This window comes from Shewanella sp. K8 (assembly GCF_028823715.1).
Classification (GTDB): domain Bacteria; phylum Pseudomonadota; class Gammaproteobacteria; order Enterobacterales; family Shewanellaceae; genus Shewanella; species Shewanella algae.
Genome location: NZ_JAPEHY010000094.1, coordinates 1 through 698 on the forward strand (window position 1 = coordinate 1; position 698 = coordinate 698).

Annotated in this window: 1 protein-coding gene; it reads right to left on the reverse strand. The window is 39.5% G+C overall.

Annotated elements, in window-relative coordinates; all coding sequences use genetic code 11:
- Positions 1-165 precede the first annotated feature (165 nt).
- Positions 166-582, reverse strand: coding sequence for a hypothetical protein (locus ON072_RS21050; RefSeq protein ID WP_274626191.1), 417 nt, complete (start codon positions 580-582; stop codon positions 166-168).
- Positions 583-698: the final 116 nt, after the last annotated feature.

Genomic DNA, 698 nt, shown 5'->3' on the forward strand with positions numbered 1-698 from the left:
GTGAGCCTACAGCCCTTTATTTATAAGGGCTGGCAGGGATCGCTTACTCTCTAATATCCTTCTTAGGCCACCAGTTCGACCATGCTCTCTTCTCTCCAAGGAAGGCTCTAAGTTCTCAAGCAGTTTTATTGTCTTTTTGAATAGTAATATGCCAGTAGCTCTAATCTAAGCGCACCCACTTGGAGAAGAAATAGGTGCATTTATTTCGAGAGATTTTCCTTGGAACCACTTTCGCCATCCTGTAGTTTGTCTTGATACATGCCCAAGTTGTTCAGTCAAAGCAACCAGAGCGCCATGAGGCAAGAATTTTAATTCCCAAGCTAACATTAATAAACTTTGTACGGTTTCTAAAAGTGCACTAAGTTCTAGTAATAAATCTAGGGCTCGCAATATTCCTTCGAGAGATTTTCCGTACAAATTAGATTGAACAGAGTAACGAATACACTTCGTGAGTTCGTTGAGGATTTGTTCTCCTGTTGTAAAGCGAAATGCTTTGGGTAAGTGTTGATGTTGGTTCCAATACAATTTGTACAACTTTTGTAAATCATAGTAGAGACGATTATGACGAAACTCTTTATTCAAAATTCAAACCTTAAATATCACCATCAACTCGCAGCAGAGTTGCTGCAATGTGTAAAAACTTCGGGAAGCAGTCAACAAAAATCTGCTAACGCTTTACAGTTCCCGAAACTATGCCA